This window comes from Microbispora sp. NBRC 16548, assembly GCF_030268985.1.
In the GTDB taxonomy this organism is placed as follows: domain Bacteria; phylum Actinomycetota; class Actinomycetes; order Streptosporangiales; family Streptosporangiaceae; genus Microbispora; species Microbispora catharanthi.
This window is the reverse complement of the sequence record NZ_BSSF01000014.1, coordinates 50630-74644: the sequence shown is the minus strand read 5'-3', so window position 1 is coordinate 74644 and position 24015 is coordinate 50630. Positions and strand designations below refer to the sequence as shown.

Annotated in this window: 26 protein-coding genes; 14 read left to right on the top strand and 12 right to left on the bottom strand. The window is 70.7% G+C overall.

Annotated features, from left to right (window positions below; translation table 11 throughout):
- Positions 1–42: 42 nt before the first annotated feature.
- From QSK36_RS32455 to QSK36_RS32430, 6 genes are all read left to right on the top strand, one after another.
- Entirely contained in the window at positions 43–585 is a 543-nt protein-coding gene (locus QSK36_RS32455; protein ID WP_285785009.1) for a DUF1203 domain-containing protein, read from the top strand.
- Positions 586–658: 73 nt separating this feature from the next.
- Positions 659–1990 (top strand): serine hydrolase domain-containing protein, encoded by a 1332-nt coding sequence (locus QSK36_RS32450; protein ID WP_285785008.1) that lies wholly within the window; start codon positions 659–661, stop codon positions 1988–1990.
- Complete coding sequence (locus tag QSK36_RS32445) at positions 1987–3582, top strand: PucR family transcriptional regulator (protein ID WP_285785007.1); 1596 nt, start codon at positions 1987–1989, stop codon at positions 3580–3582. The genes QSK36_RS32450 and QSK36_RS32445 overlap by 4 nt, the downstream gene beginning before the upstream one ends.
- A 125-nt stretch (positions 3583–3707) precedes the next feature.
- A complete protein-coding gene (locus QSK36_RS32440) occupies positions 3708–4169 on the top strand; it encodes an SRPBCC family protein (RefSeq protein ID WP_183532639.1) in 462 nt (153 codons plus the stop codon).
- Positions 4166–4516 (top strand): ArsR/SmtB family transcription factor, encoded by a 351-nt coding sequence (locus QSK36_RS32435; protein WP_183532637.1) that lies wholly within the window; start codon positions 4166–4168, stop codon positions 4514–4516. Before QSK36_RS32440 ends, QSK36_RS32435 begins: the two co-directional genes overlap by 4 nt.
- A gap of 21 nt (positions 4517–4537) precedes the next feature.
- Positions 4538–4981, top strand: coding sequence for an SRPBCC family protein (locus QSK36_RS32430; RefSeq protein ID WP_183532635.1), 444 nt, complete (start codon positions 4538–4540; stop codon positions 4979–4981).
- A 25-nt stretch (positions 4982–5006) separates the two neighbouring features.
- Here the strand turns inward: QSK36_RS32430 and menC are convergent, their stop codons facing one another.
- The 4 genes from menC to QSK36_RS32410 all read right to left on the bottom strand — a co-directional run bounded on the left by menC (position 5007) and on the right by QSK36_RS32410 (position 9191).
- A complete protein-coding gene (gene menC, locus QSK36_RS32425; RefSeq protein ID WP_285785124.1) occupies positions 5007–6107 on the bottom strand; it encodes an o-succinylbenzoate synthase in 1101 nt (366 codons plus the stop codon).
- A 74-nt stretch (positions 6108–6181) separates the two neighbouring features.
- Positions 6182–7021 carry a GNAT family N-acetyltransferase gene (locus QSK36_RS32420; RefSeq protein ID WP_285785006.1) on the bottom strand — a complete coding sequence of 280 codons (840 nt, stop codon included), beginning with the start codon at positions 7019–7021 and terminating at the stop codon, positions 6182–6184.
- Positions 7018–8133, bottom strand: a complete 1116-nt coding sequence (locus tag QSK36_RS32415) for a M20 family metallopeptidase (protein ID WP_285785005.1) — start codon at positions 8131–8133, stop codon at positions 7018–7020. The genes QSK36_RS32420 and QSK36_RS32415 overlap by 4 nt, the downstream gene beginning before the upstream one ends.
- Positions 8130–9191, bottom strand: a complete 1062-nt coding sequence (locus tag QSK36_RS32410; protein WP_285785004.1) for a dipeptidase — start codon at positions 9189–9191, stop codon at positions 8130–8132. The genes QSK36_RS32415 and QSK36_RS32410 overlap by 4 nt, the downstream gene beginning before the upstream one ends.
- Positions 9192–9323: 132 nt before the next feature.
- Here QSK36_RS32410 and QSK36_RS32405 point away from each other — a divergent pair, with 132 nt between their 5' ends.
- Positions 9324–9944 (top strand): IMPACT family protein, encoded by a 621-nt coding sequence (locus QSK36_RS32405; RefSeq protein ID WP_285785003.1) that lies wholly within the window; start codon positions 9324–9326, stop codon positions 9942–9944.
- Between the two features lie 111 nt (positions 9945–10055).
- Here the strand turns inward: QSK36_RS32405 and QSK36_RS32400 are convergent, their stop codons facing one another.
- The gene (locus QSK36_RS32400; protein ID WP_285785002.1) at positions 10056–10709 is read right to left on the bottom strand and encodes a hypothetical protein; all 654 of its coding nucleotides are present in this window, start codon (positions 10707–10709) and stop codon (positions 10056–10058) included.
- Positions 10710–11201: 492 nt separating this feature from the next.
- Here QSK36_RS32400 and QSK36_RS32395 point away from each other — a divergent pair, with 492 nt between their 5' ends.
- The gene (locus QSK36_RS32395; protein ID WP_285785001.1) at positions 11202–12074 is read left to right on the top strand and encodes an alpha/beta fold hydrolase; all 873 of its coding nucleotides are present in this window, start codon (positions 11202–11204) and stop codon (positions 12072–12074) included.
- A 114-nt stretch (positions 12075–12188) separates the two neighbouring features.
- Positions 12189–12980 (top strand): alpha/beta fold hydrolase, encoded by a 792-nt coding sequence (locus tag QSK36_RS32390; RefSeq protein WP_285785000.1) that lies wholly within the window; start codon positions 12189–12191, stop codon positions 12978–12980.
- Between the two features lie 24 nt (positions 12981–13004).
- Here QSK36_RS32390 and QSK36_RS32385 read toward each other — a convergent pair whose 3' ends face one another.
- A complete protein-coding gene (locus QSK36_RS32385; protein WP_285784999.1) occupies positions 13005–13445 on the bottom strand; it encodes a MarR family winged helix-turn-helix transcriptional regulator in 441 nt (146 codons plus the stop codon).
- A gap of 122 nt (positions 13446–13567) precedes the next feature.
- On the opposite strand from QSK36_RS32385, the gene QSK36_RS32380 reads away from it, so the two are divergent.
- Complete coding sequence (locus QSK36_RS32380; RefSeq protein ID WP_183532623.1) at positions 13568–14017, top strand: MarR family winged helix-turn-helix transcriptional regulator; 450 nt, start codon at positions 13568–13570, stop codon at positions 14015–14017.
- A gap of 99 nt (positions 14018–14116) precedes the next feature.
- The gene (locus QSK36_RS32375; RefSeq protein WP_285784998.1) at positions 14117–15097 is read left to right on the top strand and encodes a hypothetical protein; all 981 of its coding nucleotides are present in this window, start codon (positions 14117–14119) and stop codon (positions 15095–15097) included.
- Positions 15098–15453: 356 nt separating this feature from the next.
- Here the strand turns inward: QSK36_RS32375 and QSK36_RS32370 are convergent, their stop codons facing one another.
- Positions 15454–16530, bottom strand: coding sequence for a winged helix DNA-binding domain-containing protein (locus QSK36_RS32370; protein WP_285784997.1), 1077 nt, complete (start codon positions 16528–16530; stop codon positions 15454–15456).
- Positions 16527–17714 carry an epoxide hydrolase family protein gene (locus tag QSK36_RS32365; RefSeq protein ID WP_352241288.1) on the bottom strand — a complete coding sequence of 396 codons (1188 nt, stop codon included), beginning with the start codon at positions 17712–17714 and terminating at the stop codon, positions 16527–16529. Before QSK36_RS32365 ends, QSK36_RS32370 begins: the two co-directional genes overlap by 4 nt.
- A gap of 62 nt (positions 17715–17776) precedes the next feature.
- Here QSK36_RS32365 and QSK36_RS32360 point away from each other — a divergent pair, with 62 nt between their 5' ends.
- Positions 17777–18814 (top strand): helix-turn-helix transcriptional regulator, encoded by a 1038-nt coding sequence (locus tag QSK36_RS32360; RefSeq protein ID WP_285784996.1) that lies wholly within the window; start codon positions 17777–17779, stop codon positions 18812–18814.
- Positions 18815–18945: 131 nt separating this feature from the next.
- On the top strand, positions 18946–19893 hold the full coding sequence (locus tag QSK36_RS32355) for an enoyl-CoA hydratase/isomerase family protein (protein WP_285784995.1): 948 nt from the start codon (positions 18946–18948) through the stop codon (positions 19891–19893).
- A 129-nt stretch (positions 19894–20022) separates the two neighbouring features.
- Here the strand turns inward: QSK36_RS32355 and QSK36_RS32350 are convergent, their stop codons facing one another.
- From QSK36_RS32350 to QSK36_RS32340, 3 genes are all read right to left on the bottom strand, one after another.
- Complete coding sequence (locus QSK36_RS32350) at positions 20023–20565, bottom strand: TetR/AcrR family transcriptional regulator (protein ID WP_285784994.1); 543 nt, start codon at positions 20563–20565, stop codon at positions 20023–20025.
- Positions 20562–20744 (bottom strand): hypothetical protein, encoded by a 183-nt coding sequence (locus QSK36_RS32345; protein ID WP_285784993.1) that lies wholly within the window; start codon positions 20742–20744, stop codon positions 20562–20564. The genes QSK36_RS32350 and QSK36_RS32345 overlap by 4 nt, the downstream gene beginning before the upstream one ends.
- Before the next feature lie 341 nt (positions 20745–21085).
- The gene (locus QSK36_RS32340; protein ID WP_285784992.1) at positions 21086–22309 is read right to left on the bottom strand and encodes an isochorismate synthase; all 1224 of its coding nucleotides are present in this window, start codon (positions 22307–22309) and stop codon (positions 21086–21088) included.
- A 171-nt stretch (positions 22310–22480) separates the two neighbouring features.
- Between QSK36_RS32340 and QSK36_RS32335 the strand changes: the two genes are divergently transcribed.
- Positions 22481–23296 (top strand): SGNH/GDSL hydrolase family protein, encoded by an 816-nt coding sequence (locus tag QSK36_RS32335; RefSeq protein WP_285784991.1) that lies wholly within the window; start codon positions 22481–22483, stop codon positions 23294–23296.
- Positions 23297–23307: 11 nt separating this feature from the next.
- On the opposite strand, the gene QSK36_RS32330 is transcribed toward QSK36_RS32335, so the two are convergent.
- Entirely contained in the window at positions 23308–24000 is a 693-nt protein-coding gene (locus tag QSK36_RS32330) for a FadR/GntR family transcriptional regulator (protein WP_285784990.1), read from the bottom strand.
- Between the last annotated feature and the right edge of the window lie 15 nt (positions 24001–24015).

Below are 24015 nucleotides of genomic sequence, written 5' to 3'. Positions count from 1 at the left end.
TCCCGCCAGCCCTCCGGGCGGCCGCACGGCCACGATGAGGGCATGACGTTCGAGATCAGGGCCATCGCGCCCGACGTGCTTGACCAGATCAGGAAGACCGACGACGCCGGGCGGAGGCCGCGCCGGATCGTCGAGGAGGAGGGCGGCAGCCCGCTGCGCTGCTGCCTGCGCCGCTCCCGGCCCGGGGAGGCGGTCCTGCTCGCGGCCTACGCGCCGCTGCGCCGCTGGGCGCTGGAGACCGGCGCCGACCCCGGGGCGTACGAGGAGGTCGGGCCGGTGTTCGTCCACGAGGAGCCGTGCGAGGGACCCCAGTCGAAAACAGGGCCCGGCTACCCGGCGGCCATGGGCGGCCCGCGCCGGGTCTTCCGCACCTACCGCGCCGACGGCTCCATCCTGAACGGGCACCTCGTGGATGCGCACCAGTCGGCGGATCCCGTCGCGGCGTCGATCCTGCTGGACACCCTGCTGGAGGACCCCGAGACGGCGGTGGTCCACGTGCGGGCCGTGGAGTTCGGCTGTTTCCTGTTCGAGGTACGGCGCGCGGTGTTGGAGAATCCCACTACGAGCAATGCGCCGGTTCGTTGAGGTGGACGAAGCAGCGGCGGGAAAGGACGCCTAGCGTTCGGGCAACGGCCCGGCGACGAAAGGACCCCCTCCGATGGCTGACGTGGCAGGACGATGGCAGACCCGGCTCGGTGAGCTGATCGCCGAGTACGAGGTGCCCGGCGCGACCCTGGCCTTCCTGCACGAGGGAGAGGTCCACGAGTTCGCCGCCGGGGTGCTCAACGTCGCCACCGGCGTCGAGGCGACCCCCGACTCGCTCTTCCAGATCGGCTCGATAACGAAGCTGTGGACGGCGACGCAGATCATGCTGCTGGCTGAGCAGGGGCGGGTCACCCTCGACACCCCGGTGCGGGAGATCCTGCCGGAGTTCCGGGTCGCGGACCCGGAGGTGTCCAAGACGGTCACACTCCGGCACCTGCTGTCGCACACCTCGGGCATCGACGGCGACCTGTTCCTCGACACCGGCAGGGGCGACGACTGCCTGGAGAAGTACGTCGAGGCGTGCGCGGACCTCGCGCAGATTCACCCGATCGGCGCCACCCACTCGTACTGCAACTCCGGCCTGTCCATCGCGGGCCGGGCGGTCGAGCGCCTGACCGGCAAGGTGTGGGACGCCGCGCTGCGCGAGCAGGTCGTCGAGCCCCTGGGCCTGACCCACACCTGGACCCTGCCCGAGGACGTCCTCCGGTTCCGCGCGGCCATGGGCCACATGGGCGGCGCGCCCGCGCCGATGTGGGGCCTGATGCGCTCGGCCGGGCCCGCCGGGCTGATCTGCGCCCGCGCCGCCGACGTCGTGGCGTTCGCCCGCGCCCACCTCGAAGGCGGGCTGCTGGCCGACCCGCGAGCGATGTGGGAGCCGCAGGTGGACGTCCCCAACCCGCACACGCTGGGCCGGCAGTGGGGGATCGGCTGGATCCTCGACGAGTGGGACGGCCGCCGGGTGATCTCCCACGGCGGCAACACGATCGGCCAGGCGGCCATGCTCTGGGCGGTCCCCGGCACGGGCACGGTCGTGTGCGTGCTGGCCAACGGCGGCCAGACCGGCGCCTTCCAGCACGCGGTGGCCACCGAGCTGTTCGCCGACCTGCTCGGCCTGACCGTCCCGCCCGTGCTCGGCCCGCCGGCCGAGCCGTACGAGACCGATGTGGAGCGGTACGCCGGGGTCTACGAGCGGGCCGGCATGCGCATCACGATGACCGTGCGCGACGGAGCGCTCGCGACGCACATGGAGGCCACGGGCGCCCTCGCCGGCGCGCAGCCGCCCATGGACTTCGACCTCGTGCCGGTGGACGACGTCACCTTCGTCGGCCGCCCGGAGGGGCAGCCCGACTGGTGGTCGGCGGTGTTCTTCCGGCTCGCCGACGGCACGCCGTACGTCCACTTCGGCGCGCGGGCCACGCCCAGGATCGGCCGAGGCGGGGAATGAGCGCACGGCCGCGCGCCAGCCTGCGCCGGGTCCTGGAGGATCTCGGCAGCACCGTGCTCGACGTGGCCGCCTCACCCGGTGACCTCGACGCCGAGGTCACCGGGGTGCACATCTACGACCCGCTGGACGAGCCGCTGCTGCAGGAGGGGGCTCTCGTGCTCGCCGTCGGGGTGGACTCGGCCGAGCGGATCCGGGCCCTGCTCGACGCGGCCGGCCCGGCGGCCGGCATCGTCGTCAAGCAGCCGGTGGAGGTGGACGAGCCGCTCCGCGCGAAGGTCCTGGAGACCGGGGTCGCCGTGCTCGGCCTCACCCGCGCCGCCTCCTGGGCCCAGGTGGCGGCGCTGCTGCGCTCCCTGCTGGCCGAGCTCCGGGGCGAAGGCGATCTCGCCGAGCCGGGAGAGCCCCCGCCGGACGGCCTGTTCTCGCTGGCCAACGCCGTGTGCGCGCTGCTGGACGCGCCGGTGACCATCGAGGACCGCTCCTCGCGCGTGCTGGCCTACTCCGAGCGGCAGGAGGAGGCCGACCCCGGGCGGGTGGCCACCGTGCTCGGCCGTCAGGTGCCGGAGCGGTATCGGCGGATGCTGGAGGAAGGTGGCGTCTTCCGCCGGCTCTACCAGAGCCGCGAGCCGATCTACATCGAACTCGACGTCGAGGGGATCAACCGGGCGGCGGTGGCCGTCCGCTCGGGGGACGAGATCCTCGGCTCCATCTGGGCCGCGGTGCGCGAGCCGCTCAGCGAGCAGCGGCGGCGCGCCCTCGCCGACGCCGCCAAGATCGTCGCGTTGCAGCTCCTGCGGCAGCGCGCCGTGGCCGACACCAGCAGGCGGCTGCGCGCCGACCTGCTGTCGACCGTGCTCGCCGGCGGCCGCGACGCGGCGGAGGCGGCGGGCCGCCTGGGCGTGGCGAGCGAGCGCCTGTGCGTGCTCGCGGCCCAGCTCACCGAGGAGACCTACGACGACGCCGCCCGGCTGGAGGGCGACAGGCAGCGGTTCTGCGACGCCCTCGCGCTGCACGTCGGGGCCATCCACCCCAGGGCCGCCGCCGCGCTGGTCGGCTCGGTGGCCTACGCCGTGCTTCCCCTGCAGGCCGGCGGGCAGGAGGAGACGCGGGCCGTACGCGTGGCGGAGAGCTTCCTGACCAGGGTCGGCCCCCGGCACGCGGCCAACATCGGCGTGGGGCGCCTGGCGGCCGACCTCACCGAGGTGGCCCGGTCGCGGGCCGACGCCGACCGGGCGCTGCGGGTGCTGCGCGCCAGGAGCGCCTCCGGCCAGGTGGCCGGGTATACGAGCGTGCACTTCGAGGCCTTGCTGCTCCAGTTGTCCGATCTGGTCAGGGCGGAGAAGCAGGCGCCCACCGGGCCGTACGAGCGGCTGCTCGCGTACGACGCCGAGCACGGCAGCGAGCTGGTCGCCACCCTGCGGGCCTACCTGGACGCCTTCGGCGACGTCAACGCCGCCGCCGCGCGGGTCCACGTGCACCCCAACACCTTCCGCTACCGCCTCAAGCGGCTGACCGAGATCGGCGGGCTGGACCTGGCCGACTCGGACGCCCGGCTCGGCGTCATGCTCCAGATGCGGATCTTCGGCCGATAGCACGAGCGCGGGAAGCCCGGTGAGGCGACTCGCCCGGTTGGAATCAGCAATGCGCAACTAATGGTTGCGCTAGGGCCGTCCTTTTGGATAACCTCATGTGCAACCAAACGTTGCAGGAGGCTGACGTGGAGTTCGGCACAATCGAGCGCGAGATCTACATCGAGGCGTCGCCGGAGATCGTCTTCGAGGTGGTGAGCAGCCCCGACCACCTCAAGGAGTGGTGGCCGGACGACGCCCGGTACGAGCCGGCGCCCGGGGCGGCGGGGGAGATCGTCTTCGGTGACCGCGACGCCGGCGGGGCGGTGGTGTCGTTCACCGTCGTCGACGTGCGGCCGCCGCGGACGTTCTCGTTCCGCTGGACGCATCCGGCCGGCGAGGTGGCGGCCGAGGGCAACTCGCTGCTGGTCACCTTCGACCTGACCCCCTCAGGCGGCGGGACGCTGCTCAAGATGACCGAGTCCGGCTTCCGCGAGATGGGCTGGGAGGTCGCCGTCTTGGAGCAGCAGTACCGGGAGCACGTCACCGGCTGGGACTTCTACCTGCCGCGGCTGGTGTCGTACGTCGCGACGCTTCGGGTGCGGCCGTGAGCGCCACGGCGGCCGAGACCGTGGACGACGACCTCTGGTCGGCGATCGGAGACCCGACCCGGCGCCGGATGCTCGACCTGCTGCTCATCGAGGGCGACGGCACCGCGACCTCGCTGGCCCAGCGGCTCCCGGTCACCCGTCAGGCGGTGGCCAAGCACCTCGGTGTTCTCGACCGGGCCGGCCTGGTCCGGGGGACGCCGGCGGGCCGGGAGAAGCGGTATCGGGTGGACGACGCCCAGCTCGCCCGCGCGGTGGCCCAGCTGTCGTCTGTCGGCGCGGCGTGGGACGCCCGGCTGCAGCGGATCAAGCGGATCGCCGAGGCGATCCAGCGCACCCAACAGGACTGACGAGACCAAGGAGAGCCGAAGATGGCAGACATCCTGCACAGGATCGGGGTCAAGACCCCGTCGCCGGAGAAGGTGTACGACGCGCTGACGACCGTCGAGGGCCTCGCCGGCTGGTGGACCGACGACACGAAGGGGAGCGGCGACGTCGGCGGCGTGCTCGAGTTCCGGTTCCTGCCCGGCGGCTTCGACATGGAGGTCGTCGAGCTGTGTCCGTCCGAGCGGGTGGCGTGGCGGGTGGCCGACGGCCCCGAGGAATGGATCGGGACGACGATCGACTGGCACCTCCGCCAGGACGGCGACTACACGATCGTGCTGTTCACGCACCGGGGCTGGAAGGAGCCCGTGGAGTTCATGCACCACTGCAGCACCAAGTGGGCCACGTTCCTGATGAGCCTGAAGTCCCTGGTGGAGACCGGCGAGGGCGCGCCGGCGCCCCGGGACGTGCAGATCAGCGACTGGCACTGAGCCGTCCACGGGTGGCCGGCGGGAGTCAGAGCGGGATCCACTCGGTGGCGACGGTGACCTCGTCCAGCAGCGACGGGATCGGCTCGACCCCGATGCCCGGGCCGGTGGGCACGGTCAGATGCCCGTCCTCGAGCTCGAAGGGCGGTGTGATGTCGGTGCTGTAGTAGCGACGGGAGCCGGAGGTGTCGCCGGGCAGGGTGAAGCCGGGCAACGCGGCCAGCGCGACGTTGGCCGCCCGGCCGATCCCGGTCTCCAGCATGCCGCCGCACCAGACCGCCACGCCGTGGGCGCGGCACAGGTCGTGGATGCGCCGGGCTTCGAGATAGCCGCCCACCCGCCCCGGCTTGATGTTGACGACCGAGCAGGCGCCGAGGGAGATGGCCGCCGCCGCGTGCTCGGCGGACTCGATCGACTCGTCCAGGCACACCGGGGTGCTGATCGCGGCGGCCAGCCGGGCGTGCTGGACCATGTCGTCGTCGGCCAGCGGCTGCTCGATGAGCAGCAGGCCGAACTCGTCCAGCCGCGCCAGGTGCGGGGCGTCGGCAAGGGTGTAGGCGGCGTTCGCGTCGACCTGCAGCGGCAGCTCGGGCCCGAAACGCTCGCGCACGGCGCGTACGGGCTCCAGATCCCAGCCGGGCTGGATCTTGAGCTTGATGCGGACGTAGCCCTCGTCCACGTAGCCGGCGACGGCGTCGAGCAGTTCGGGGACGGAGTTCATGATGCCGACCGAGACCCCGGCGGCCACCCGGCTCCTCGTGGCGCCGAGGAAGCCGGCGAGCGACTGCCCGGTGGCACGCAGGTGGGCGTCCAGCACGGCCGTCTCCAGCGCGGCCTTGGCCATGCGGTGCCCCTTGATCGGGCGCAGCGCCTCGTTGACGGCGTACGGGCCGGGGTGCGAGGGCAGCGCGGGGATCAGGAAGCGGCGCAGCACGTCGGCCGCGCCTTCGGCGTACTCGGAGGAGTAGAGCGGCTGGGTCATCGCCACGCACTCGCCCCAGCCCTCGGCGTCGGGCGTGACGACGCGCAGCAGCAGCACGTCACGCCGCGTCTCGGTGCCGAAGGACGTGCGGAACGGCGCGACCAGCGGCATCGCGATCCGCCGCAGCTCGATACCAGTGATCTTGATGCCCGTGTTTGTCATATCCGTGTTTGTCATATCCGTGGTTTTCATCCCCGTGGTTTTCATCCCCGTGGTTTCCATCACAGCGTGCGGCGTTCGCCGCCTCTCCCTTCGTCGCGGGCGCCCCGGCGGACGACGTAGCGGGACCTGTCGTGGAATCCGGTGACCCGCGCGCCGTCGCGCAGCAGGCCGCCGAGCACCTCGCGCAGGGCCAGCCGCCAGGCCCGGGCCGCGGCCGGATCCGTCACGCGCAGGGTCTCGATGTCCCCGGGCACGGCGACCAGCACCGTCTCGGCGTCGGTGCGGCCCCGCACGGGCCGGCCGCCGTCGTCGTCCAGTCCCGTGACCGCGTCCGGCGGGATCTCCACCGGGGGCGGCTCACGCCGTACGGCGGCGAGCACGGGCGGTGAGGTCAGGCACCAGACGGCGAGCACCCGGTCGGACTCGTCCCCGGCGTTGATCGCGTCGCCCATGCTGCCGTAGAAGGCCGGCAGGTACTCCTCGGGCCGGGCGCCGAGCTTGGCGAGGTTGAAGTGGGCGTTGCGGCGCACCAGCGGATCGTACGTCCAGGTGATCGTCTCCAGGCCCCGGTCGAGCGCCCACTTCCGCTGGTGCAGCTTCAGCGCGAAGCCGACGCCCCGGCCGGTGAGGGTCCCGGTGATGTGGGAGTGCAGCGCCCGCCGCGGCGGGGCCGCGACGAACCCGACCGACGCGCCGACCAGCCGGTCGTGCAGGTAGGCCCCCGCGACGTAGTTGCCGGCGTGCGAGAGCGCACGCAGCATCTCCACCGTGACCGGCGCACCGCCGGGATCCGGCCGCCAGATGCCGCCGAACAGGCGGCAGACCTCCTCGAACTCCTCGATGGCGTGCAACTCGCGCAGACGCGGCTCCCGCAGGTCCGGGTCGTCGGGGCCGCTCATCCGCGCACCGCCTCGACCAGGCCCGCCAGCAGCGTCGTACGGCCCGGCATCTCGGCCACGACCACGTGCTCGTCGTCGGCGTGCGCACCGCCGCCGACCGCGCCCAGCCCGTCCAAGGTGGGGCAGCCGGCCCCGGCGGTGAGGTTGCCGTCCGACGCGCCTCCGACGGCCGCGCCCGTGAGGGGAGCGAGCCCGAGGCCGGCGGCGACCCGCTGGGCGAGCGCGAACAGGCCGGCCGACGAGGCCGGTTCGAGCGGCGGGCGGTTCGGGCCGCCGAGAACCTCCAGGCGGGTGCCGGGCGTCCGGGGTGACAGCGCCCGCATCAGCGCGTCCACGCGGAGCTGGGCCGCGACGGTCGGCAGGCGGACGTCCACGGCCAGGCGGGCCAGTGCGGGCACGGTGTTCATGGTGGTGCCGCCGGACAGCAACGTGGGCGTGACCGTCGTTCCGTCCAGGGGCCCGTCCGGGCCGTCCGCGGCCGCCATCGCGGCGACGGCGAGGATCTGGTGGGCGAGCTCGACTCCGGCGTTGGCCCCCTTGCCGGGGTCGAGGCCCGCGTGGGCGGCCCGGCCGTGCACCACGATCTCGTACGCCGAGATGCCCTTGCGCGCGGTCTTCAGCGCGCCGCCCTCGGCGCTCGCCTCCAGCACGAAGGCGGCGGCGCAGCCGCGCGCCGACTCCTCGACCAGGGCGCGGGAGGACGGCGACCCGACCTCCTCGTCCCCGGTGACCAGCACGCACACGCCGTCGGGCGAGGGCAGCGCGGCCAGCGCGTGGAACATCTGCACCAGCCCGGCCTTCATGTCGAACACTCCGGGCCCCCGCGCGATCCCGCCGCTGACCGACCACGGCCACGTACGGAGGGAGCCGATCGGCCAGACCGTGTCATGGTGACCGAGCAGCAGCACGCGCGGCTCGCCGAAGCTCCACCGCAGGTGCGTCACCCCGTCGATCACGATCGTCTCGGGAGGCACGCCGAGCAGGCGGCGCCCCTGGCCGGCGACAACGGCGGCGCTGCGGGCCACCGCCTCGTGGTCGGCGGAGAACGACTCGCAGCAGACGAGCTCCTCCAGGTCCGCGAGCATGGCAGCGGCGTTCACAGCCGTCGTCACCGGGGCCTGCCCAGCTCGGCCCGGAACAGCCGCCGCACGTTGCCACCGAGGATCTTCAGGATGTCGTCGCCGGGCAGGCCGCGCCGCAGCAGGGCCTCGGTGACCAGGGGCAGCCCGCGTGGCCCGTCCAGCCCGGGCAGGGCGGCGCCGGGGTCGATCCCGTCGAAGCCGAAGTCCTCACAGCACGGGGGAGTGACGTCGTGCAGCACCTCGCGGACGAAGTCGGGCCCCAGTCCCACGTGGTCGATCCCGGCGACCTCCGCGACGTGTTCGATGTGGTCCACCAGCCGGTCCACGGTGTGGTCGGCGGGGTCCTCGGCGAGGAAGACGGGGAAGAAGTTGACGCAGACGACCCCGCCGGTGGCGGCGACGCCGCGGATCTGGTCGTCGGTGAGGTTGCGGTGGTGGTCGCGCAGGGCGCGCGCGGACGAGTGCGTCGCCATCACCGGGCGGCCGGCCAGCTCCAGCACGTGCTCGACCCCGCGTGCGCCCAGGTGGGAGACATCGAAGATCATGCCGAGTCGCTCCATCTCGCGTACGGCCGCCACCCCGGCATGGGTCAGCCGGCCACCGGTGGCGTCCTCGCCGCTGCCGTCCGCCAGCGGCGTGCGCCCCCAGTGGGCGATCGAGGCGACCCGTACGCCGAGCCGGTGCAGGGTGGGCAGCAACTCGACGGAGGAGTCCAGGCCGGGCATGCTCTCCAGCGCCAGGACCAGGGCGATCACGCCGTCGTCGAGCGCCCGGTCGACCTGCGCACCGTCCAGGCACAGCCGTACGGCGTCCGCGTTGCCCTCGGCCAGGGTGTGCGCGCACTCGATCATGCGAAGGGTCTGGCGCAGCGCGCCCTCCGGGCGGTAGCGGTCGTCGACGAAGACCGGCAGCACCTGGAGGTCGACTCCGCCGTCCCGCAACTGGGGCAGCCACCGTTCCCGGAAGAACTCCGCCCACCGGGCCGGCGGGCGTTCGGCGACCGCCATCAGCAGGTCGTTGTGTGTGTCCGCGACGACCGCGCGGTGGTGGAGGCGCTGGTGGGGATGCTGATGGAGTTCGACTGACACGCCGCTGACGGTACGGCAGGGAGGGAGCGGGTTGGTTCGTGCGGTCTCACCAAAGACCGGCGTGATGTTCGTCCGCTCGCACGAAGACCTCACATTACTTTGTAAAGGCAGTCTGCTGAATAAGCTGACCTCGTGGCAGCGCCGTACCGGACGATCAGGGGCATCGTCGAGCACGAGATCGAGATCCGCCGTTCGCGCTTCGTCTGCGCGCTCGCCCCCGCGGCCACGGAGGAGGCCGCGCGGGAGTTCGTCGCCGAGCGCAGGCGGCTCTACGCCGACGCGACCCACAACTGCTCGGCGTACGTCGTCGGCGAGAGCGTGCGCAGGGCGGACGACGACGGGGAGCCCGGCGGCACGGCCGGCACGCCGATGCTGGAGATGCTCACCCGGCGCGGCTTCGCCGACGTGGCCGCCGTCGTCACCCGCTACTTCGGCGGGGTGCTGCTGGGCGCGGGCGGCCTCGCGCGGGCGTACGGCGGCGCGGTGGGGGAGACGCTCGACCGGGCGGAGGTGGTCGAGATGGTCCCCGCGGCGGTCGTGACCGTGTCGGTCGGCCATGCCCAGGCCGGGAGGCTGGAAAGCGACCTGCGCGCCTCGCCGTACGCGCTGCGCGGTGTGGACTACGGCGCGCGGGTCGCCTTCGAGGTGGCGGTGGCCGAGGACCGGCTGCCCGTCTTCGAGGAGTGGATCGCGGCGGTCACCGCCGGGCGGGCCGTGACCACGCTCGGCGGCACCGTCCACCTCGCCCGCTGAGCCGGCCGCCATGCAAGAAGAAGGCTCAATGAACCGGATATAACGGAAGTGCCGGTTGGCGATACCCCTGCGAACCGCGTTCCGTCGAGAGACGTACTGCCCAGGGACCGTCTACCCCAGCCTGTACAGCCAGTACGACACGCTCTGCAGAGCCCCCGGCGGCCGATAGGCCTCCACCGTCGCGCCCTCGTATCCGTAGGTCGTTGAGACCGTGCTCGTGCTCCCTGTCTCGTAGTCCTCGTACTTCTCTTCGTAGTCCTTGGTGATGAACATCTGGCTGGTGTCGTAGACGCTTTCCACGATCACCCGCCCGAGTCCGAACACGCTGACAAGGTCCTGCCGGAACAACTCCAGGCGAGCCTTGCATCCGGTGCACGGCCCGATGTTGCCGACCACCACGACCCGGACGTGGGCGCCATGAGGGAACGAGGAATGAAGCCCCTCGATCCAGTCCCAGGCTTCCTGCAGGACCGCGACCTCGCTGTCCTGCTTGGACATGCGCGCCTGCGCCTTGTCGACGCGTCCCTGGTAGCCGCGGCTGGCGTCTTTGGTCTCCGCCAGGGAGTAGCGCGCCGTCCCCCCGGAACGTGCTCCCGCGATCGGGGTCTTGTAGCTGTGCGCCTCGTCGAAGGAGAGGTCTCCGTTGACCATCACCAGCGCCCGGGAGAACAGGCCCGCGCCCTTGGTATGGATCTCGGCCAGCGACTGTGTGATTTGTGGTGCCGCGGGGTCTGAGGTGAGGGCTTCGGGGGGTGTCGCGGTCATCGTGGTCCTCCTTGGCCAGGGAGAAGAACCTCAGCCTCTCATCCGGAAGGGGGCTGTCAAGCAAGTCAGTGTCGGGCCTCCACCCGGGTGGCCCGCCGCCGCACCCTGAAGCTCAGGGCAACGTGGCCCTGGAGACAGGCGTTCCTCACATGCTGGGCGCGACTATGCGCGCTGCCGGAACCCACATGACCACAGCGAACAGTCTCATCAATCGCGGCACCCGCCTTCCAGGGGGCGGTTGCGGATCTACTCGCGTTCCATCCCCGACGGTGGTGTCGGCGTACGGCCCGGACATTTGTTCAAGACGCCGGCGCGCACCGGCGGCGACTGTAGGCCCATGACTATTTCCCTGGGGTTCGACGACCCTGCTGCTTCGACGACGCCGGCCTGCGGTCGCCGCACCGGCAGGCTGATGTGAACAGGGCGGCACGGCGCCGGCGGCGCCTCTTGATCGCCTCGGCTGTCCCTTTCGTCGCCGTCGGGTTGCTTCTCGTGAACGCGGAGGTGGTGACGCGGCAGAGCGCCGAGGCCAGTGGGAACCCGACCCTGCCCCTCAACGGCGGGAACATCTACGTGCGCCAGGACGGCCCCCCCGATGCGCCGGCACTCGTATTGATCCACGGACTCGCCGCGTCGACCCGCTCGTGGGACGCGCTCGTTCCGCTGCTGACCAAGACCCATCGCGTCATCCGAATCGACCTGCTCGGACACGGCAGGTCGGCCAAACCGGCCGGCGGTGGCTACGGGATGCCGGAGCAGGGACGCCGGGTCGGTGAGGCCATGGACCGGCTCGGGGTCAAGCGCGCCGTAGTGGTCGGCCATTCCACCGGCGGCGCGGTCGCCACCGCGCTCGCCGAGCAACGCCCCGACCTGGTGACCTCGCTCGTGCTCATCGACACCGCGCCCAGTCTGGACGCCTTCATCTCAAGCGGCTTCGTCGGCGGGCTCTTGTCCGACCCCGTCATCGGGCAGCTGCTGTGGCGGCTTCGGACCGACAGCCTGATCCGCCAGGCCGCGAGCACCGCGTTCAGCCGCCCCGGCTATCAGGTCCCGCAGGCGGTTGTGGACGACGCGCGCGGCATGACCTACCACGCCTTCATCGCGACATCGCAGGACGGCGACGACTATGTGAAGCAGCGCACGCTCCCCGATCGGCTGATTCCCCTCGGCAAGCCGCTGCTGGTGATCTTCGGCGAGGAAGACCGGAGATGGCGATCCTCCTCCGCCGCCGAATACCGCGCTGTTCCGGGCGCGAAAGTGGAGTTGCTGCCCGGTGTCGGGCACTCGCCCATCATGGAGGATCCGCCGCGGACCGCCGCGCTTCTTCTGGCCTTCACCGCGAGCCACACCACCCAGGCGCACTGAACGAGATGACGCTGAGGAGCCCGGCCGGACCGGCCCGCGGTGCGGGTGGATCCGGCCGGTGCGCTCCGCCGTACGTGTTACCCGACACACTTCGCCAAGACAAGGGAGATCGCGATGCCACACACCAGTTCGGACATTTACTGGGAGGAACACGGCCAGGGCCCTCTGACACTTGTCATGTTGCCAGGGTTCGGTGCCTCGGCTGATCTCATGACCGGAATCGCTCGGCACCTGAGCGGGTTCCGCGTCTTGATCTTCGACTTGCCCGGACACGGTCAGTCCGTACGGTCGCCGGCGGACGGGAGACTGTCCACGCTGGCCGCGACCCTGCACGACGCGATCAACGACGCGGGCGTCCACGACTACTGCCTCGCCGGATTTTCCCTCGGCGGTGCGATCGCGGTGCGTATCGCGCTCGACTACCCGGACGAGGTGCGCGCGCTGGTTGGTGTTGTGCCATGGAACGCTGCGGGGACGACTGCCGGGGACGAGGTGATCGCCGGCTTCGATGCCGCATACGGCGATGCCGAGGCCCTCGCGCAAGCAGTGGCGGCGATCTCCTTGGACCCGTCTAAGACCTCGGGTCTGACGCGAAGCATGCTGACCGTCACCGAACAGATGTGGCACGGCTGGCTGGCCGGCGGTGCGCTGACAAGCCAGGCCGACGAGCTGTCTGAGATACGCGTACCGAGCTGCTACATACTCGGCGGGAAGGACGTCGTCGTAGATCAAGCCAAGCAGCTGGACGACGTGCGGCGCATCCCCGGAAGCCGTGCGGTCCTGCTGAGCGACCTTGGACACCTGTGTGGTCTCGAGAGGCCCGACGTCGTCGCGAACGAGATCTCGAACTTCCTGGAGACGGAGATACGCGCCGATCCAGCCGAAAGTCGCTTCAGCACGTTGTGAATCTCCACCAGGGTGTTCGGATCGTCAGCCACTGTCGAGGACTCGGTTGAGCAGGTCGACCATCATTTTCGATTCCGAGGGGGAGAGGGCGCGCAGGAGTTCATTCTGGGCGTCGGCGATGAGGGCGCTGAGCCTCTCCAGATGGTCTTTCCCCGCGGGGGTGAGCGTGACGATATTGCGCCGGCCGTCGGCCGGGTCGGGACGCTGCTGCAGAAATCCTTGCTCGACCATCGCGTTGACCCCCGTCACCACATCGCTGCGATCGATTCCGGTGCATCTGCCCAGATCGGCTTGGCTGGATGGGCCGAACTCGTCGAGGGCCGACAGCATCGCGAACTGGCGTCGGGAACTCGTGCCGGCTAGCGCTCGGTCGGTCAGCCGGTTGGCCGCGATCGCCGCCTGATTGATCACCCAGCTCGGCAGGGCGCGCAGCCGGGCGGGTGTCGGGTGCGTTGTGCCGTCCACGTCACCAGGTTAACCGATTGTTGGTGGCACCACCAATTTCATGTATGGTTGGTGGCACCATCATTGGTGGCACCAACAGAAGTGGGAGTGCTGCCAGACCGCCACGTCACAAGGAGACTCGGATGACCGTGAACCCCGAATCGCGTCCCAGCCTCGGCCGCGCGTTAGGCGAGACCGCACGCCTGATCGGCAAGTTGCACCGTCGCGCCCTCGCGGACTTCGACTCGGACTTCCCCACCTGGATGCTCCTGACCCTGCTCTGGGAGGCGGATGTTCCATTGCCCCTTGACGAGGTGGCGAAGGAACTCAACCGCCGTCTGGACCTGGCCGAGCCGGACACCGTACGGGTGCTCGAGCGCGCCGCTGCGGCGGGCCACATCACGTACCAACCCGAAAACCCCTCCGCTGAAGCGGAACTCACCGAAGCCGGCAGGGACTACTTCACGGCCCTGTACGCGCATGCGCGCAAGGTCACAGATGCCGCCTTCGAGGGCATCGACGCAGCCGGGCTCGACACCGCTCTCACGGTGGTGCTGGCGGCCAAAGAACGCGCCGCCGCCGCACTCGGCTGACCAAACGACCACCCGACGCAACGAGGAAACGCTCTCATGTCACCTCCTTCTCGGTTCGCGCGAGCCTGTGCAATCGCCGCGCGAACCTCGCTCGCCCTCTTGGCGGCCGTTGCCGCGATCTTCGCCGTCGCGACGGCGGCGCCGTTCGGATCGACCACGGCATCGGCCGACACTGGCACGAACGCGGCGAAGTACTACGGCATGTGGAACTACGACCAACCCGATGCCGCCACTCTGAACAACATCGATGTGCTGGCCTGCCCCGACGGCGGCGGCCAGTGCGACCCGCAACTACCGCTGCCGCTGCAAGTTCCCCAGGTGGGCTGGGTGGTGTTCTCCCCCGGCCCCAACGGGACGGTCAACGGACACACCGATGGGGGCTGCACCTGGAATTTCCGCGTCCAGCGCACCGGACTGGAGTTGTCGTCCACGACCCAGCAGTGCACGAACCGGGCGGTCGGCTCCCCCGGCAACATCACGAAATGGTCCGTCCAGGTGAAGGGCAACCGTGAGACGGAGTCGATCGTGACCGTGAGCCATCAGCCCAACGGAGTGGATCTCATCGGCACCATGAAATCCGGCTCCCGCACCAAGGTGGTCGACGGCCGGCACAACGGCAAGTTCGTCCAGCGGTTCGTCGGCGACTACCGCTACGATCCGGCGGACTTCCACACCCTCACCAACGTCGTCTCCACCGACAAGGGCACGGTCTACCCGGAACAGGGCACGGTTCGATTCAGCGGCACGCACCATGATCGCGGCAAGATCAACGCGCACACGCCGGACGGCTGTGACTGGACGCTCGTCGTGCGCGGCAACACCGCCGAACTTGATCCCGACACGCAAACCTGCCACACCGCGAACGGCGACCGCTCACTGTATTACTGGGCGCTGGTCACCGACGACGGACAGCACATGAACGGCTTCCTCGCCGGATCCACCACCGCACCGGGCCAACCCCCGACCAACACCTTCCTGTACGTCGGCGCGCTGACCAGATCCGCCACCGATCCAGACGAAAAACCACGCCGTCCCGGGTGGTTCACCGCTCCCACGATGTCGGCGGGGCTGGGACACTAGGGCACCCCACGGCCCGGCATCAGGCCGGTCGGTCGGGGAGATCATCGATCGCGCGGGCTGACCACGGGAGCGGGCGATCAGGTCTGGCCGGCCGAATCTGGGCCGGTCAGACCTTCGCCGCGGACGGTGAACTCTCCCGCCAAGAGGCGGCGGTCGTCGGCCGTCAGCGGGTGGCGGACCTGCACCGGCGACGCATCAGGGAACGGGTTCACCTGCCGGGCAAGAAGGGGGTCGCCGAGCCCTGGATCCGCTGGTCAGCATTCGGGGTCGGCCAGCGTCGGAACGAGGTTCTGATGCCGGTCCCGGGCGCCGGCACGGCGGGGTGGTCCACGGCCACCGAGGAACCGATCAACGATCTACGGTTTGTCGAGGACTATGTCGCGCGTCGCTTGGGGGGCAAGGAAGGCGCACAACCGTGCAGCCTCGGTCAACAGCGCGTCGCAGTCCTCTCGGCACAGCTTCGTGAACGGCTGGATGCGCAGTGAGTGGTTCTGGATCTGCCAGGTGCCCTGCCACATGCCGTCGACCAGGAAGGTGCCGGCGGTCGCGCCGTTGCCCGGCGGGAGCGGCACCGGGCGGTTGCCGAGGATCACTCGGGTGCGGTCCTTATGTGACAGCAGCAGGTTGTCGTATTCAGGCAGGAACCGTGGCGGGGCAGGCATGTGCTCAGAAGGCCGGGGCGCCTCGGGCAGGTCGTACAGCGTCTGTCCCTCCTGTCCGCGGAACGTTCGCAACGGCAGCCGCTCCACCACCTCGCGCAGGCGGGTCAGCCCGGACCACACCTGGATGTCCGCGACATGCGCCGGACCAAACGCGCCGAGATAGCGCAGTACCAGCGCGTCCACCGGCACCGAACGCAGCGGCGCGCCCAGCCAGCTCTCCACCGGTGCCCATGCCGCAGGACCGTTCTTGCCCCAGACGCCCCGCGGTGGCACCTGGCACAGCGCGATGTGATGCGTCGCCGCGTACGCCAGCGCGTTCGGATCGGCGTCCGGCCAGCGTTCCGCAAGCAGCTTGCCGAGCTCGGCACGGGTGCGCGGCTGCTCCTCCAGCAGCTGCTTCGCCTGCCTGAGCAGCGCGTCCCGGTTCACTCCCTGGGTCCCGTGGCGAAAGTGCCCGCTGAACCGGGCGGCGTGCAGCGGATGGAACAGCGGACGCCAGTCCAGGCAGTCGCGCGCGCTGACGAGATGCACGGTGTTGCGCATCAGGTGCAGCCGCACCACCTGACGCTGCTCGGTCAGCGTCGAAAGCTCGTCCGCCGCGAAGTTCTGGAGACGGGTCCACAATCCTACGTACGGGGCCAGCGGTGCCTGGGACTGCATCCCGCCCAGGTGCTCGATCGCGTCGATCGCCAGTGTCGGCGCGCGTTCCAGCAGGTGCTGGCGAGCCAGCGTGGCCCGGTTGAGACCACGCCGGCTCAGCACATCGGTCACTTCAGTGGTCCGAAGAAGGCCTGCAGGTCCGCGGCCAGCTCGGCCGGGGCCTCCATCGCCGGGAAGTGCTTGCCGCGCTGGAACTCGGTCCAGTGCGCGTCGGCCGGCGCGGGGACCAGCTTTCGTACGGTGTCGTCCGCTCCGAAGACCGCAAACCCCTGCGGTACGGCCGACGGCGCACCCCAGTCCGAGGAGTGCGCCTGCTCGTACAGGGTGTGCGCGGCGGTGGCGCCGGAGCCGGTGAACCAGTACAGGCTGACCGTGGTGAGCAACTGGTCGCGGTCGACCGGCAGGTCGGTCCACTCGTGGAACTTCTCGGCGATCCAGGCGAGCTGCAGCAGCGGTGAGTCGACCAGACCGTAGCCGATGGTTTGCGGCCGGCTGTTCTGGATCGCCAGGTATCCGGAACCTTCCTTTGTGAATGCGTCCATCCGGCTCAGGATCAGCTTGTCGACCGGGTCGTTCTCGTCGAGCCGGTCGGCCATCCCTGGGATGAAGGTGGCGACGTTCGCGGCGGTCAGCGGATCGGTCACGACGTGTGCGCCGATGACATGCTCGCCGTCGAGGCCGGCGACCATGCCGGACACGCCTGCGCCGACGTCGCCGCCGTGCACGCCGTACCGCTCGTAGCCGAGCCGGCGCATCAGCTCAGCCCAGGCGCGTGCGGTGCGACCCATCGCCCAGCCCGTCCCGCCCAGCGGGGTCGAGAAGGCGTACCCGGGCAGGGACGGGGCGACGACATGGAAGGCCTGACCCGCTGCCGGGTTGACCAGCGGTTCGATCAGGTGCAGGAACTCGGCGACGGAGCCGGGGAAGCCGTGGGTGATCAGCAGCGGTTTGGCGCCGGGCTGGTCGGATTTGACGTGCAAGAAGTGGACGCGCTGGCCGTCGATCTCGGTGGTGAACTGTGGGTGTCGGTTGAGCTGCGCCTCTTGGGCGCGCCAGTCGTACTGCGTGCGCCAGTACTCGGCGAGTTCCTTCAGGTAGGCCGGCGGTACGCCGCGAGTCCACTCCGCGCCGGGCAGTTCGCCGGGCCAGCGGGCGTCGGCGAGCCGGTCGTGCAGGTAGTCGACGTCGGCTTGGGGGATCTCGACGCGGAAGGGCTGGAGGCCGTCGCTGATGGCGCTTCTCCTTGTCAACGGGGCCGGTACGGCCGGGCGTTCGATGAGAGCTCTTGTCCTCACGCGGAGAAGGCTAGGAACATTAACGGAAAGGATCGTTCCTAGATTGTCGTCAGGATCGAAGAATGTTGGAAACTTCGGCGCGGCTGCTGCGCCTGCTGTCCCTGTTGCAGGCTCAACGCGACTGGACCAGTACCGAGCTCGCCACCCGGCTCGGCGTCACCACCCGCACCATCCGAAATGACATCGGTCGGTTGCGCGGGCTGGGCTATCCGGTCGACGCGCGGCCGGGTGTGGCCGGCGGGTATCGGCTCGGCACGGGCCGTGCCCTACCGCCGCTGCTGCTGGACGACGAGGAGGCGGTAGCGGTCGCCGTCGGATTGCGTACCGCCGCGAACGGCTCGGTCGCGGGCATCGAGGAGACCTCGGTGCGTGCGCTGGCGAAGCTGCAGCAGGTGCTTCCCTCGCGGCTGCGCCACCAGATCAGCGCCCTCCAGTCGTACGCGCTGCCGATGCCGTCGCATGGCCCGCAGGTGGATCCGGACGTGCTGACCGTGATCGCGAGCGCGTGCCGGGACCATGAGCGGCTCCGGTTTGACTATCGGGCGCATTCCGGCGCGGCCGGCCGGCGCTCGGTCGAGCCGTACCGCCTGGTGAACGACCGGCGGCGCTGGTACCTGGTGGCCTGGGACCTGGACCGGGACGCCTGGCGTACCTTCCGGGTCGACCGGATCGAGCCGCGGACGCCGACAGGGCCGCGCTTCACGCCCCGTGCGCTACCGCCCGACCAGGAGATCGCGGCGCAGGTGGCACGCGGAGTCGGCGAGGCGACCTGGCGGTACCGGGCACGGGTGATCGTGCACGCGCCCGCGTCATACGTGCGGGGCCGGCTGCCGATCCCCATGGAGGTGCAGTCCCTAGGCGAAGACCAGTGCGCGTTCGAGCCAGGCTCGGACCATCCGGAGATGCTCGCCCTCTATCTGGGCATGCTGGACGCGGACTTCACGATCGTGGACTCGCCGGAACTGGTCGACACGCTGCACAACCTGACGAAGCGCTATCAGCGCGCGATCGACGCCAGCCGGCAAACATCTGCCTGCTCCGCGCACAGAAGCCGCCATCACCAGCAGCACGAGTCTCCACCGGAATCCGGACAGAGTTGATCTTGTCCGCACTCCCGGCGCCCACAACCAGCCCAGGCCGCCGGCCATCACCTGGCCAGCCGCCTGTCGCCGGGGTCTGTGCGTCGGTCGGCGCGAGGCGGCTCTCGGTATAACGCGGAGAAGGAGCTGTGATGGCGAAGCGGCTCGGCCCGAATCCGACGTTTTCTTTGGTTTGTCGGGTATCCGGCACGGGCCGGTTTTTGAGGATTGAGCCGGCTGCGGCACTCGAGGAGCATGATCGCATGACCGATCAGTTGAACACGGCCAGATGGGCGGGGCTTGTCAGCCGTCCCGACTTCGCCGAGTACGCGGAGAAGTACCGCGACTTCTTCGTGATGCGCCGCCGCGACGGCATCCTTGAGCTCCGCATGCACACCGACGGCGACTCGTACGTCCAGACGCTTGCCAGCCACAACGCCTGGGGGCAGGCATGGCTGGAGGTCGGTAACGACCCGGAGAACGAGGTGCTCATCCTCACGGGTACCGGCGACTACTGGCTGGACGCGCGGCGCAGCGCCGACGGGCATTTCGATCGGACGGTTGACGACATCGCCAAGATGTACGAGGACGCGGCGAAGCTGTTGCAGAACTTCGTCTTCGGCGTCGACGTCCCGACGATCGCCGCGGTCAACGGGCCCGGACCGCACACCGAGATCGCGCTCGCCTGTGACATCACGATCTGCACCGAGGACGCACGCTTCTTCGACCCGCATTTCCTGGTGTCGACCGCGCCGGGTGATGGGCAAAGCCTCACGTTCCAGGAACTGATGGGCACCAAGCGAGCCGCGTACCACATCTACACCGGCCAGGCGGTGGATGCGCGGCAGGCACTCGAGTACGGCATGGTGTCGGAGATCGTGCCGCGCGAGCGCCTGGTGGACCGGGCGTGGGAGCTCGCTGACATGATCATGCGACGTCCGCGTGGCGCCCGCCGGATGACGCACGCCATCGTCAGCCGACCGTGGAAGCAGCGGGTCGTCAATGACTTCCCATTCCAGCTGCAGAGCCAGGCTGCGGCCCTGTTCCTCGACGGGCCGCGGGCGGGCCGCCCACCGGTTGGGGAGGAGCTTCGATGGTGAGCTCGCCGGTGGACGGGCATGGTGCGCGCGGAACCGCGAGGTGGCGGCGTTGAGCGGCATCCTGTACGCCGCCCGCAGGCGGGCATGGTGCCGAACGGCGAGCGGCTCATGACCGCAGAAGTACCCGGGTCACCCTGACGCCGGCCTCAGCCCGCACAACACCGCTCTGGTCACCTCGTCGGCCACATGGTCGGGTGAGGTGTCCGACAACCCGTTCTCCCGCCACCAGCAAACCGCGCCAACGATCGTCGAGCCGACGATGTGCGCCGTCACGGCCGACTCGTACGCGAGCCGTTCGAGGAGCAAGCGAGACACCTCGGTGCGCACCGCGCGCTGGATCAGCGGGCGCAGAACGTCGATGTTCCGCCGGCAGCCGTCCGCCCGGCTGGAATCCTCCCACAGCAGCACCGCCAGGGCGTGGACGAGGTCGGCGACCGGCGCAGGCGCAGCCGGAAGCCTGGTGGCGAACCGGTGCCGGATCTCATCGCGCACCATCGCCTCGGCGAACGCGTACTTGTCGGCGTAGTGCGCGTAGAAGGTGGCTCGGTTGACGTCTGCGCGCTCGGTGATGTCGCGCACCCGGGCTGCGCCGAAGCCCTTTTCGCGGATGACCTCTATGGCCGCCTGGCGCAGCAGCGATCGCGTCCGCCGGACCCGCCGGTCCGTGGTCATGCGAGCGTCTCCGAGTCGCCAACCAGCGCGACGACGCGGTCGCGGATCGCGGTGACGTTCCCGATGAGGCGGCCGGCGAGGGGCACGCGGGTGACGCGTAGCGTCGTCGCGCAGCGGCTCGGCACCGGCCGCCCGCCGGGCCCGTTCGGCACCCGCTGGTCGAACAGGGACGCGAACATTGCCAGATCAATGAGCGTGGAGCCGGCGTCGAGCAACAGCCGATGCCGCCGCGGATCCGGCGCGGCCCGTTGTCGCCGTATCAGGCCGGAGTGCACAGCGCGTCGAGGAAACTCGCGCTCTCCGCACCAGCGCATCGCCCGCCAGGTCACACCGCCCCCATGATGACTCCGCATTCATTCGAAATGGTCCAAGCAGCCCGTGCCGCCCTCCCGGTCGAAGACCTGCACGCCTTCGACCGGCAATACCGCGAGGCCCTGCAAAAAGCGGGGACGACCTGGGCTTTTCCTCCTGCGACTACACCTGGCCCCGGCCGAGTGGCCTGTGAGCCCGCCCTCGGCGCTCACCCTTCCAGGGCGTACCGCATCACGCGGAGCTTGGCCTGCGCCTCGGCGAGTTCGGCGGCGGGGTCCGATTCGGCCATGATGCCGCAGCCGGCGAACAGCCGGGCGCGCCTGCCCGAGACGTACGCGCAGCGCAGCGCGATGCCCCACTCGCCGTCGCCGCGCGAGTCGATCCAGCCGACCGGCCCGGCGTAGCCCGCGCGGTCCATGCCCTCCAGCTCACGGATGACGCCGAGCGCGGCGCCGGTGGGCGTCCCGCCGACGGCGGCGGTGGGGTGCATGGCCGCCACCACGTCGAGCACCGACGCGCCGTCGGACAGCCGCCCGGTGACCCGGCTGGCCAGATGCTGCACGTTGGGCAGCACCAGGAGCTCGGGTTCGTCGGGGACGTGCAGCGCCGAGCACAGCGGGGCGAGGGCCTCCCTGACCGAGGCGACCGCGCAGGCGTGCTCGTGACGGTCCTTCTGCGAGGCGTACAGCGCGGCGCCGCGGGCGGCGTCGTCGGCCGGGCCGCCGCCCCGCGCCGTCGTGCCCGCGAGCACCAGCGACTCCACCGCCTGGCCGGTGTGCCGCACCAGCAGTTCCGGCGTCGCGCCGACCAGCCCGTCCACGGAGAACGTGTAGCACTCGGGGTAGCGCTCGGCCAGCCGTCCCAGCAGCACGCGGGGGTCGATGTCCCGCTCGGCGACGGCCGTCAGGTCGCGGGCGAGCACGACCTTGTCCAGCCTGCCGTCCTTGATCCGCCGTACGGCCCGCGCGACCCGGTGCTCCCACTGGGCCGCCGTCAGCGAGCCGTCGGCGTACCGGATGCGGCCGGGTTCCCTCGGCGGGGTGACCAGGTCGAAGGCGCTGTCGCCGATCGTGGTGAGCCAGGCGCGGCCGCCCCGCCGGGCGAGCACCACGCGGGGGACGACCAGCACGGTCCCCTGGGCGTCGCCGTCGAAGGTGAAGGAGCCGAAGGCGACCGGTCCCGAGCCCGGCACGCCGACCTGGTCCTCGATGAGCGCTCCCGCGAACAGCGAGGAGAGCCAGCCGCGCGCCCAGTCGAAGCGGCCGGGGCCGGGCGGCACCGCGGCGCGTGCCGCCTCCCCCCAGCCCACGAGTCCCTCACCGTGTCTGATCCAGGCGTACGGCGCGGCGTCGGGCAGACGCGCCAGCAGATCGTCAGGGTCGCTCACCGCGACCGTGCGAACCACGAGGGGCCGGATAAGAGCGACACTCACCCGACTCACTCTACGCAGGATCTGAACATGTTCGACAAGAGACCCCCCTTGCGGTCGTGGGCTCCCTCTGTCAAGCCGCGATAGGAACTTGGTCATGGAAGGCTCGCCTTCCCTGGTGGCGATAGAGCGCACCTCCACGCGATCCCTACCTTTGATCTCCCGGAGGTGCCCATGATCAAGAAGATCACGCCAGTCCTGGCCGCGGCCGTCCTGCTCGTGCCGACCGGCGCCCACGCCCGTACGACGCCCGCCGTGATGGCGGCGCTGGGCGACTCGATCAGCGCGGGTTTCAACGCCTGCGGCTGGTATGTCGCCTGCACGTCGCGCTCGTGGTCCGCGGGCGACTCGCCGTCGGTGAACAGCCACTATCTGCGCCTGCTCGCCATGGGGAGCGCGATCAAAGGGCACAACCTGAACTTCGCCGTCCCGGGGGCCACCAGCGCCGACCTGGCCGGGCAGGCGCGGCAGGCCGTCCAGGCCGGGGCCGGCTACGTCACCGTCCTGATCGGCGCGCAGGACGCCTGCGTGGGCTCCGAGAAGGAGATGACCCCCGTGGCCGCGTTCCGGCGCAACATCGACACGGCCTTCGACGTGCTGCGGCCCACCGGCGCGCGGGTCTACGTCGCGAGCATCCCGGACGTCAAGCGCCTGTGGCGGGTCGGCAAGGACAACGGATGGGCGCGCGTCTTCTGGGGGATCGGCCACATCTGCCAGTCGATGCTGGCCAACCCGAAATCCACCGCGAAGAAGGACGAGGCCAGGCGCGACCGGGTGCGCGAGCGGGTGATGGACTACAACGAGCAGCTCGGGCAGGCATGCGAGAGCTACGGCTCGGGCTGCCGCTACGACGGGGGCGCGGTCTTCTCCTATCCCTTCGCCCTGAAGCAGGTGAGCGGGTGGGACTACTTCCACCCCAACGCCGACGGGCAGAAGGCCCTCGCCAAGATCACCTTCGACGCGGGCTTCTTCTCCGACGTCGAGCCCTGATCGGGCTCACTTCACCCCGCGGGGCGGAGGCGGTCGAGTGTCTGCTCCAGTTCCTCCTGCAGCACGCGGCCCGCGCCGTCGGCGTCACCGCGCTCGACGGCGCCGACGAACGCCGCGTGGGCGTCGTCTCCCGGGTTCGGGTCGCCCGCCCGCAGGTCGAGCAGGTCCACCAGGGCGACCAGGCCCTCGCGCAGCCGGGGGACGAACTCGGCGAACAGGTCTGTCAGCACCGGGTTGTGCGCGGCGGCGACGACGGCCGCGTGCAAGGCGATGTCGGCGTCGACGAAGGCGGCGTCACTCTCCCGCGCGGCGGCCCGCCGGGCCTCCAGCGCCGCGTGCAGCGCCGTCACGTCGTCAGGCGTACGGCGCCGCGCCGCCAGCCGGGCGGCCTGCACCTCGACCAGCATGCGCACCTCGTAGACGTCGGCCACGGCGGCACGGCGCAGGCGGGCCGTCCAGTCCTCGGCGGGACTGGTGGCGATGACGAAGACCCCGGCACCCTGTCGCGCCTGCACCAGACCGGCTCCGGCCAGCGCGCGCAGGGCCTCGCGGACGGTGGAACGGCCCACACCCAGGGTCTTGGCCAGCGTCGTCTCGCCGGGCAGCCGGGTGCCGACCGGCCAGCGGCCCTCCGCGATCTGCTCGCGCAGGCTCTCGACGGCCTGGTCGACGAGAGGGCTGCGGTGGAGTGCGCCGAGCGCCATCGACTTTCACCTCTC